General features: G+C 35.4%; 10 protein-coding genes and 2 pseudogenes. 6 read left to right on the top strand and 6 right to left on the bottom strand.

Going from position 1 to position 10,511, the window contains the following annotated elements:
* A pseudogene (locus HT703_RS11600) lies at positions 1-222 on the bottom strand (hypothetical protein); the annotation flags it as partial.
* A 70-nt stretch (positions 223-292) separates the two neighbouring features.
* Between HT703_RS11600 and HT703_RS02020 the strand changes: the two are divergent.
* Positions 293-1,894: a type I restriction-modification system subunit M gene (locus HT703_RS02020; protein WP_172929885.1), complete on the top strand. Its 1,602-nt coding sequence runs from the start codon at positions 293-295 to the stop codon at positions 1,892-1,894.
* 345 nt (positions 1,895-2,239) lie between these two features.
* On the opposite strand, the gene HT703_RS02015 is transcribed toward HT703_RS02020, so the two are convergent.
* The 5 genes and pseudogenes from HT703_RS02015 to HT703_RS01995 all read right to left on the bottom strand — a co-directional run.
* The gene (locus tag HT703_RS02015; RefSeq protein WP_001066336.1) at positions 2,240-3,361 is read right to left on the bottom strand and encodes a Fic family protein; all 1,122 of its coding nucleotides are present in this window, start codon (positions 3,359-3,361) and stop codon (positions 2,240-2,242) included.
* Positions 3,362-3,883: 522 nt separating this feature from the next.
* On the bottom strand, positions 3,884-4,033 hold the full coding sequence (rpmG, locus tag HT703_RS02010; protein ID WP_001265622.1) for a 50S ribosomal protein L33: 150 nt from the start codon (positions 4,031-4,033) through the stop codon (positions 3,884-3,886).
* Positions 4,034-4,048: 15 nt separating this feature from the next.
* Positions 4,049-4,231: a 50S ribosomal protein L32 gene (gene rpmF / locus HT703_RS02005; protein WP_000290417.1), complete on the bottom strand. Its 183-nt coding sequence runs from the start codon at positions 4,229-4,231 to the stop codon at positions 4,049-4,051.
* A 151-nt stretch (positions 4,232-4,382) separates the two neighbouring features.
* A complete protein-coding gene (locus HT703_RS02000) occupies positions 4,383-4,583 on the bottom strand; it encodes a PTS ascorbate transporter subunit IIC (protein WP_000228848.1) in 201 nt (66 codons plus the stop codon).
* A gap of 2 nt (positions 4,584-4,585) precedes the next feature.
* Positions 4,586-4,741, bottom strand: a pseudogene (locus HT703_RS01995) (hypothetical protein); the annotation flags it as partial.
* 174 nt (positions 4,742-4,915) lie between these two features.
* On the opposite strand from HT703_RS01995, the gene HT703_RS01990 reads away from it, so the two are divergent.
* The 5 genes from HT703_RS01990 to HT703_RS01970 are packed head-to-tail and all read left to right on the top strand — an operon-like array spanning position 4,916 to position 10,383.
* Complete coding sequence (locus tag HT703_RS01990; RefSeq protein WP_172929883.1) at positions 4,916-6,946, top strand: BglG family transcription antiterminator; 2,031 nt, start codon at positions 4,916-4,918, stop codon at positions 6,944-6,946.
* A 3-nt stretch (positions 6,947-6,949) separates the two neighbouring features.
* The gene (locus tag HT703_RS01985) at positions 6,950-7,234 is read left to right on the top strand and encodes a PTS sugar transporter subunit IIB (RefSeq protein WP_000912476.1); all 285 of its coding nucleotides are present in this window, start codon (positions 6,950-6,952) and stop codon (positions 7,232-7,234) included.
* 12 nt (positions 7,235-7,246) lie between these two features.
* Positions 7,247-8,593 (top strand): PTS ascorbate transporter subunit IIC, encoded by a 1,347-nt coding sequence (locus HT703_RS01980; protein ID WP_172929881.1) that lies wholly within the window; start codon positions 7,247-7,249, stop codon positions 8,591-8,593.
* A gap of 3 nt (positions 8,594-8,596) precedes the next feature.
* The gene (locus HT703_RS01975; protein WP_000603571.1) at positions 8,597-9,454 is read left to right on the top strand and encodes a transketolase; all 858 of its coding nucleotides are present in this window, start codon (positions 8,597-8,599) and stop codon (positions 9,452-9,454) included.
* Entirely contained in the window at positions 9,451-10,383 is a 933-nt protein-coding gene (locus HT703_RS01970) for a transketolase family protein (RefSeq protein ID WP_172929879.1), read from the top strand. The genes HT703_RS01975 and HT703_RS01970 overlap by 4 nt, the downstream gene beginning before the upstream one ends.
* Positions 10,384-10,511 lie beyond the last annotated feature (128 nt).

The raw sequence follows: 10,511 nt of genomic DNA, 5'->3' as shown, positions 1-10,511 counted from the left end.
ATACTCTTCAAACCGCGTCAACGTCGCCTTGCCGTAGGTATGGTTACTGACTTCGTCAGTTCTATCTACAACCTCAAAACAGTGTTTTGAGCTGACTTCGTCAGTTCTATCTGCAACCTCAAAACAGTGTTTTGAGCTGACTTCGTCAGTTCTATCTACAACCTCAAAACAGTGCTTTGAGCAACCTGCGGCTAGCTTCCTAGTTTGCTCTTTGATTTTCATTGAGTATAAGATACCAATACCTCAAAAAGCTACACCAAACGAATGAAAGTAGAAATTGATAGGAGACCCTATGTCACAAACAGATTTATCAAGAGAACTCTACCAATCCCTCTGGAATGCCGCGGATATCCTGCGTGGCCAGATGGAAGCCAATGAATACAAGTCCTACCTCTTGGGCTTGATTTTCTACAAGTACCTATCCGACAACCTCCTCCAAGCCGTCTGTGATAACTTGGACGAGACTTTTGAGTCCTTCCAGCAAGTGCAGCTTCTCTATGAGGAAAACTTTGTGGATGCAGATGTCCGTGAAGACCTCATCGAGGTCTTAAATGACGATCTGGGCTATGTGATTGAGCCTTCTCTAACCTTTACCAAGCTGGTTCAGTCTATCCATGAAGGAACCTTCCAGCTAGAATCCCTAGCCCAAAGTTTCCGTGATATCGAGCAGGCCAATGAAAAATTTGAAAATCTCTTCGAAGATATCGACCTCTATGCCAAAAAACTAGGTAATACCCCACAAAAGCAAAACAAGACCATCTCTGAGGTTATGAAACAGCTCAACGACCTCAATGTCTCTGGTCATGCTGGTGATATCTTGGGTGATGCTTATGAGTACTTGATTGGCCAGTTTGCCAGTGATTCTGGTAAAAAAGCTGGAGAGTTCTATACACCTCAAGCAGTCTCTCACCTCATGACTCAGGTTGTCTTTGCAGGGCGGGAGCATCAAAAGGGCATGTCGGTTTACGACCCGACCATGGGTTCTGGTTCCCTCTTGCTTAATGCCAAGCGCTATAGTAAGGAAGCTTCGACGATTTCTTACTACGGTCAAGAATTGATTACTTCGACCTTCAACCTTGCTCGTATGAATATGATGCTTCATGGAGTTGCGATTGAGAACTATCACCTCAGCAATCACGACACCCTAGACGAAGATTGGCCGACTACGGAGCCGACAGACTTTGATGGGGTTTTGATGAACCCACCCTATTCGCTGAAGTGGTCAGCAGATAGTGGATTCTTGCAAGATCCTCGCTTTTCAAGTTATGGAGTTCTGGCACCTAAGTCCAAAGCAGATTTTGCCTTCCTTCTTCACGGTTTTTACCACCTCAAGCACAATGGGGTTATGGCTATTGTCCTTCCTCACGGAGTTCTCTTTCGAGGAGCAGCCGAGCAAAAGATTCGCCAACACCTGCTAGAAGAAGGCGCTATTGATACAGTTATCGGCTTGCCAGCAAATATCTTCTACAATACCTCTATCCCGACAACCATTATTATCCTTAAAAAGAATCGCACCAATAAGGATGTCTTCTTTATCGATGCCTCAAAAGAGTTTGAAAAAGGGAAAAATCAAAACAATATGACAGAAGACCATATTGCCAAGATTTTGGAGACCTATCAAAAACGCGAGAATGTCGAGAAATTTGCCCATCTAGCCAGCTTTGAAGAGATTGTCGAAAATGACTACAACCTCAACATTCCACGCTATGTTGATACCTTTGAGGAAGAACCCGTTGTTCCTCTAGCCGACCTCGCAGACCAGCTCGCAGAGATTGATAAAGAGATTGGAGAGGTAGAAGCCAGACTCGCACACATGCGCAGCCAGCTAGTAGGTACAACACCAGAAGCACAAGCAGAATTAACCGCCTATCTCGAAAAGTTGAAAGAGATTTAGAGACTTGTGAGAATACTCTGCTAAAAATTTAGAAAAATAAAATGACAGTAGAAAATCTATTGTCATTTTTGTTATTGATTATCTAAGTAAAAATCGAATTAGAACTAAACTAAAAGGATTCAGTCCTATCAAATACAGAATTTAATCCTTAACATAAAGATAATGACTAACTTTTTGAGAAGTGATGTTATTTTTCTAAAACAAAATAAGTAAAGTGTGTATTATTTTCGTGAAGTAAAAACGGGATTTGCTTCACCTAATCTTTCTTTAATGAAGCAAATTCCGTTTTTACTTCACGAAAGAAAGTAGAAGTGAAGCAAAACGAAGATGAGCTTCAATATAAAATTATTGAACTATTCTTAGCAGGTGTGGACAAAAGTAAGTACGATTTCTTTGAGCAGAGTCTGTTGAAAGAAATTCTTCATCAATTAATTTATTTAATAATGTATATACCGTACGTTCAGAGATACTAAGGTGTTTGCTGACTTGTTTTGCTTTAAAAATTGGAGAAGAGAAAATGAAATCAAGAAGTTGAATACCAGAGACAGAATTCAATTTTGGTATTATTTCTTCTTTCATCTTATTATAAAGGTTTAAGATATCCTGTGCCTTTTTTGTACTCTCTTCTGCTGAGAAAATTACTCCTTCCAAATAGTATTTAAACCAATCTTTCCAGTTATTATTTTTAGAGATGTTTGATAAATGAGAGATATATAGTGATCGATCACTTTCAAAATATGAACTCATGTAAAATGTAGGATAAGATAGCAATTCTTGGTAGTAAAGAAACAGTGGGATTAACAATCTTCCTATTCGACCATTACCATCTTCGAATGGATGAATCATTTCAAATTGAGCATGTACAATAGCTGATTGAACTAATAAGTCTAAATCATCATGATGCATATATTGTTCTAAATTGGACATATACTCCGTAGTTTGTTCTGGCGGAACTGGTGTGTAAGAGATAGTTGCTCTACTTCCAATGTAATTTTGAGTTCTTTTAAAATTTCCTGGATTCTTGCTGCTTCCTCTAACGTTATCCAATAGAATTTTATGCATCTCTTTTATTATTCTATTAGATAATGGTAACCCTCTAGAGTTATTGTCATTAATTGTAGTAATATTTTCGAGAGCATAAAAAAGTGCTTTTCGATAATTAATAATTTCATGTAGTTCATCACGTTCTATATCAACCTTATTACCTGCTTCGTAATTTAGTAGGTCTTCTAGAGTTGCATGAGTACCTTCAAGTTTTGAGGAAAGGACGGCTTCTTGGCTGAGCAATGGTGAAATTAGTAGCATTGGATTGATAATAGATGCTAAAAATCCTTCATAGGTTCCAATAGCTATACCTGCTTTAGAAACTAATCTAATTATTTGTGGATCTGTATATATTGAAGTATAGTCAAATGGAAGTTTTTCTGGTAAATAGGGTTTAGGTATGTTTTTAAATGTATTATTCATGTTTATAATTCCTATTAAAATTTTTTCTCAATATTTTTATTATAGAAAGCCAATGTAGTGAGTGACTATAACCTGTACTTGAATTATATTTCTAAGGTATATTGACAAGTATATGAAAATCAAGTAAAAAAGTAAACTGGATTGTCAATTTAAATCTTTGATTTTATGATATTTTTTAAAATAGTAATGTAAATATTTTTAGAGTTTAAGTTTGATTAAAAGTGTGTATCTTCATTAAGTATAGATTGAAAGGATTAATGTTGAACAATTTTAATGAGATGCTAAAAACGGAATATAAATGTTTGTTTTATTTCATTATAACACAGAGATAAGAAAAAATAGATAGTGAGACGAGTTTAAATAGGATTACTCGTTATGAAATGTTAATTACTTTTGATGGCTTAACAAATATTATCAATAATGTAGTCATTCGAATGATTCTCATTGCAATGTACTGAAATTAACAAAAAGAAAAAACGCTTGAATCAGCGTTTTTCTTCTGTATTGATTCGTATTGAATGCTTACTTCACTTCTGTAAACACAACGTGTTTGCGAAGTTTTGGTGAGTATTTCTTCAATTGAAGACGGTCTGGAGTGTTACGTTTGTTTTTAGAAGTAAGGTACAAGCGTTCACCAGATTCTTTGTGTTCAAGTGTAATATTTACGCGCATGGTATCTCCCTTCTATTATTCAGCTGATGCAGCTTTAGCGATTTTACGTCCTTTGTAGTATCCTTTAAGTGATACACGGTGAGAACGTGAGTAATCTCCAGTAGTTTCGTCAAAGTTTACAGATGGAGCTGTTACTTTGTAGTGTGTACGACGTTTGTTTTTCTTCGCTTTTGAAGTGCGACGTGCAGGTACTGCCATTTTGATTTCTCCTTTAGGTATTTATATTCGATTCAATCTACTGATTTTCATCAACCATACTAGGATAACACATTTTTTTTGTAAAGTAAAGTTACTTGACAAAAAAAGATGAAAAAATTCTCCTGTCAGACCTAGCAGACAGGAGAAGGTGTTAAATATCAATTTCAAATGGTTCGTCAATGGTTTCTGATACGTATTTTCCGTCTTTCTTCCGTTGTTTGACACATTCTGTGAGGAGATATTCGATTTGCCCATTGACTGAACGAAAGTCATCTTCTGCCCATGATGTGAGTGCAGCGTATAACTTTGTTGAGAGTCGAAGGGGGATCTGCTTTTTTTTAGCTTCAACCATCTTTAGTAAAGACTTCCCGTGTTGACAATTGGTTGTGCATCATGATTGCCACAAAGAACGACAAGGAGATTTGAAACCATGGCAGCTTTTCGTTCTTCGTCAATCTCTACCAATTCCCCTTCATTGAGCCGTTCCAGTGTCGTTTCAACCATTCCCATTATTTGATATCTAAATGATATCACTTTGTTTTTAAAAGTCAATAGAAAGTTGAAAATAATCACTAAAAACTTTCAGCCCAATAATTTCTTTTAAAAGGTGAGATTATATTGTGCTCAAATACTCTTTTATTCTTATAACTTTTACACTATAATTGTAGTTAGAAAGGAAGAGAAATGTTTGATTATAGAGCACTAGTTATTTTGATGACTTTGATGGATCATTGTGAGCTATCATTATATGAATTATCTGTTAAGGTGAGCTTACCTATAAAGGAAGTCAAAGAAGGAATAGATTATTTAGTGCCTTATCTAGCTAATAAAGGGATAGTGCTGGATAAAAAACAAGGTCGCTATAGTTTATCAAATCGTACGAAGCAGTCTTTGACAGATATTATTAAGTCGGATGAATTGGTTTTACCAAAGTCGACTCGCTTAGCTTTAATCTATCTTTACACTTTTTGCCGATTAGATTTTATATCGAATAATCATTACCAAGACTTTTTGAAAGTAAGTAAGAATACAACCTTATCTGATATTCAATCATTAAGAAAGATTATGTTAGATAATGATTTGGAGCTAGGGTACAGTAGAGCAAAAGGTTATACTTTACACGGTTCAGAGTGGAATAAGCACCGCTTAGCTTTTCAAATGGTTAGTGAGTTGCTGGAATCCTCCATAGGGATTTGGGGTTTGGATTATGTTTTATCCAGTTGGGGGTATTCATTAACTTATGATTTGATAAATCAGGTAGTTAAAGATTATTATGAGAAGCTACAGCTAGTACCTATTGTTAATCAATTAAAAGTTTACCTTTTCGGTTTAGTATTCATTCTGTGTAGGTATCAAAGGGATGTTGAAAGAGTATGTCTTTCAGAGACATTAGTATCTCCTGTTATTCAAGATATAACCACTATTTTATTGGATACAGTGGTTGATTTGGGAATTATAGATACGGTGTTTTCTGAGGATGATTATCGCTATATCACAGTTTTATTATCAAGTTGCTTTGAAGGTGAAGTAGATGTTGCTCCGGTTTACTTTAATCAATTAACAGAGGCTATTATAAGTAGAATGGAAGATATTTCTTTGTTACATTTTAAACAAAGGGAAGGATTGAGAGAAAATCTTCGCCGCCACCTTATACCGGCTTACTATAGATTAAAGTTCGGCCTACCTAGTTCAAATGAATATGTATTGCATGTTAAAGAACATTATCCTGATTTATTTGAATTAGTCAAAGATTCTTTGATGCCCTTGATGGACGCTATTGACAATCCCATACCTGATAGTGAAACAGCATATTTTGTTATCCATTTCGGAGGTTATTTAAAGAAAGCAGATACTTTGCCTCAAAAATGCTATAAAGCAGCAATCATTTGTCCTAATGGTGTTAGTTCTTCATTGATGTTAAAAGAGAATCTATTAGCATTATTTCCTCAAATTGAGTTTATAGGAACCTCAAAGATTGATGATTTACAGGTGAAAGCTAGTAGTGACTATGATATGGTTTTTTCTACCATAAAGGTGGAGACAGAAAAGCCAAATTATCTAGTTTCGGTTATGATGACTGAAGAGCAAGCAATACAACTAGTAGAACTAGTGTTAAAAGATTTTCCGAATTTAGAGTATGGAGATTTTGAGATTGAACAAATCCTGAATATTGTCAAAAGATATGGAATTATTACACAAGAATTGGAATTAAGATTGGCGTTAAAGAATTATCTTTATCAAAAAAATGATAGAAAGGAAATTGTACCAGTGCTAGAACAACTTATTACCAAAGAAACCTATCAGGTTAGTTCGCAAAAATTAGGATGGAAGGAGGCGATTCGTTTAGCAGCTAAACCGCTTTTGGATCAACATAAGATAACTGAGAACTACCCTGAGGCAATGATTCAAAAAGTAGAAGAGTTTGGACCTTTTATTAATTTAGGGAAGGGAGTAGCAATTCCTCACGCTCGGCCAGATGAAGGTGTGAATGAAATAGGAATGTCAATGTTAGTTTTGGAAGAACCGATTTATTTATTGGATAATCCAGAACAAGAGGTAAGATTGTTGATTTGTATTGCAGCCATTGATAATGAGAGTCATTTAAAGGCTTTGTCACATTTAACAACAATTTTAAGAGATAAAAATCATGTTCAAACTTTAATATCATCAAAAAACTATAATGATATTAAAATGATAATTAAACAGGAGGATTAGATAATGTTAAAAATTGGTACAGCTTGTGGTTCAGGATTAGGTTCAAGTTTTATGGTACAGATGAATATTGAATCTGTATTGAGTGATTTGAATGTTTCAGATGTAGAAGTTGAACATTATGATTTAGGTGGAGCAGATCCAAATGCAGCTGATATTTGGATTGTTGGTCGTGATCTAGCTGATTCAGCTAGTCATCTTGGAGATGTTCGTATCTTAAATAGTATTATTGATATGGATGAACTACGAGAATTAATTACTAAACTTTGTGAAGAAAAAGGACTTATATAGGAGGCTAGCGTCATGATGAAGTTCATATTGGATATTGTTAGTACACCAGCTATTTTAGTAGCTTTAATTGCAATTTTAGGATTAGTTCTTAAGAAGAAGAAATTACCTGATATTATTAAAGGTGGAATTAAGACCTTTGTTGGTTTCTTAGTTGTATCTGGTGGTGCAGGAATTGTACAAAATTCTTTAAATCCATTTGGTACCATGTTTGAGCATGCTTTTCATTTATCTGGCGTTGTGCCGAATAATGAAGCAATTGTAGCTGTAGCTTTAACAACATATGGCTCAGCTACTGCAATGATTATGTTTGCAGGCATGGTGTTCAATATCTTAATCGCTCGTTTTACTCGATTTAAATATATTTTTTTAACAGGGCACCACACTCTATATATGGCATGTATGATTGCGGTCATTTTATCAGTTGCTGGCTTTACTAGCTTGCCTCTTATCTTACTAGGAGGATTAGCACTCGGTATTATTATGAGTATTTCCCCAGCATTTGTGCAAAAATATATGGTTCAATTAACTGGAAATGACAAGGTGGCTTTAGGTCATTTCAGTTCTTTGGGATATTGGTTGAGTGGTTTTACTGGTAGCCTTATCGGTGACAAATCAAAATCAACAGAGGACATTAAATTTCCAAAGAGTTTAGCTTTTTTACGTGATAGCACTGTTAGTATTACTTTATCCATGGCAGTTATTTACATTATTGTAGCTATCTTTGCAGGGTCAGAATATATAGAAAAAGAAATCAGTAGTGGTACAAGTGGTCTAGTTTATGCTTTACAATTAGCAGGTCAATTTGCAGCAGGGGTATTTGTTATTTTAGCAGGTGTTCGCCTTATTTTGGGTGAAATTGTTCCAGCCTTTAAAGGTATTTCAGAGCGTCTTGTACCTAATTCAAAACCTGCTTTGGATTGTCCGATTGTTTATACTTATGCACCCAATGCAGTTCTAATTGGATTTATCTCTAGTTTTGTTGGTGGTTTAGTAAGTATGGCAATTATGATTGCTTCAGGAACGGTTGTTATCTTACCAGGCGTTGTACCTCATTTCTTCTGTGGAGCGACTGCAGGTGTCATTGGGAATGCATCTGGTGGTGTTCGTGGAGCCACTATTGGAGCATTTTTACAAGGTATTTTAATCAGTTTTCTTCCAGTCTTTTTAATGCCAGTTTTGGGAGGACTTGGTTTCCAAGGATCAACTTTCTCAGATGCAGATTTTGGTCTATCAGGAATTATTTTAGGAATGTTAAATCAATTTGGCTCACAAGCAGGCATTGTGATTGGTCTTGTTCTTATTTTAGCAGTTATGTTTGGAGTATCCTTTATTAAAAAGCCATCTGCAAAGGAGGAGTAAGGGATGATTTTAAGTGAAAATAGAGAAGATGAGTTAAGAAAATTTGCGACTAACATCCGATTAAATACTCTTAGAACATTGAATCATCTTGGATTCGGACATTACGGAGGAAGTCTGTCTATCGTAGAAGTTCTAGCAGTGCTTTATGGTGAAATAATGCCAATGACTCCAGAAATATTTGCAGCACGAGATAGAGATTATTTCATATTATCAAAAGGTCATGGAGGACCAGCTTTATACAGTACACTCTATTTGAATGGTTTCTTTGACAAAGAATTCTTATATTCTTTAAATACAAATGGAACCAAATTACCGTCTCATCCTGATAGAAATCTAACGCCAGGCATAGATATGACAACGGGCTCTTTAGGACAAGGAATTAGTGTTGCAACTGGACTTGCATATGGTCAGAGAATAAGAAAAAGTCCCTTTTATACCTATGCTATTGTTGGAGATGGTGAGTTAAATGAGGGACAATGTTGGGAGGCTATACAGTTTGCTTCTCAGCAACAGTTATCCAACTTAATTGTATTTGTTGATGATAACAAAAAACAATTAGATGGTTTTACAAAGGATATTTGTAATCCAGGTGACTTCGTAGAAAAATTTTCAGCATTTGGATTTGAATCCATTAGGGTCAAGGGTTCAGATATTAGAGAAATTTATGAAGGGATTGTCCAATTAAAACAGTCAAATAATTCATCACCTAAGTGCATTGTATTAGATACTATTAAAGGTCAAGGGGTTCAAGAGCTGGAAGAAATGAAATCCAATCATCATCTTCGCCCTACTGTAGAGGAGAAACAAATGTTAACTTCAGTTGTAGAAAGATTAAGTCAGGAATTGGAGGAAACAGAATGATGAGAAGCACGAAAGAATTACGGCATGTATATAGAGACTTCCTTTTAGAGGCTAATCAAAGTGATTCTGATATAGTAGTCTTAGAAGCCGATTTGTCAAGTTCGATGGCTACTCATAATCTTGAAAAGGACTTTGGAGACCGTTATGTGAATGTTGGGATTATGGAAGCAGAAATGGTCGGCCTTGCAGCAGGCTTGTCTATTCAGGGGTTTAGACCTTATCTTCATACATTTGGCCCTTTTGCTTCACGAAGAGTATTTGATCAATTATTTATTTCTCTTGGATACGCACAATTGGATGCCACTGTTATTGGATCAGATGCAGGAGTAACTGCGGAAATGAATGGTGGGACACATATCCCATTTGAAGAAATTGGATTGTTACGTTTAATTCCTAAATCGATCATTTTCGAAGCAACTGATGATATCCAATTTCGTGAAATCTTGAACCAGACATTAGACTTAAAAGGACTAAAATATATTCGAACAATTCGAAAAGCTCCAGAGGCTGTCTATCAAGGTGGAGAAGATTTTTCTAAAGGCTACATTGAGTTAAGACACGGGGAAGATCTTGTAATCGTTGCTTCTGGCATAATGGTTGCTCCAAGTATTCGAGTTGTAGATGAACTGTCTAAATTAGGTTATTCAGTAGGTGTGATAGATTTATTTAGAATCAAACCGATACCAGAACAGATAAAAACAATGTTAAGTGGAAAAACTATATTTACTGTAGAAAACCACAATCAGATAGGTGGAATTGGCAGTGCTTTATGTGAATTATTCTCTGATGATGGAATAACAAAAATTCATCGGATGGGTGTTCAAGAAAGATTCGGTCAAGTAGGGAAAGTGGATTATCTTCTTAATGAGTATGGTTTGAGTGAATCGAATATAAAAGAGAAAGTTCTAGAAATTTATAATGCAAGATAGATGTTGAATACACTGTTCTGAAAGAATTTTTGTAACAATTACAGTACGTTATTTAAAGAAAGCGGATTAAAAAGCATATTCTGGTCATCAGAAAGTGCCCTAATCCGCTTTGTTGTTTTTAGTTTTAA

Origin of the sequence: Streptococcus sp. 3874 (assembly GCF_013276425.1) — a bacterium.
Taxonomy (GTDB): domain Bacteria; phylum Bacillota; class Bacilli; order Lactobacillales; family Streptococcaceae; genus Streptococcus; species Streptococcus pseudopneumoniae.
The sequence above is the reverse complement of the archived record's forward strand: the minus strand, read 5'-3'. Positions and strand labels throughout refer to the sequence as shown.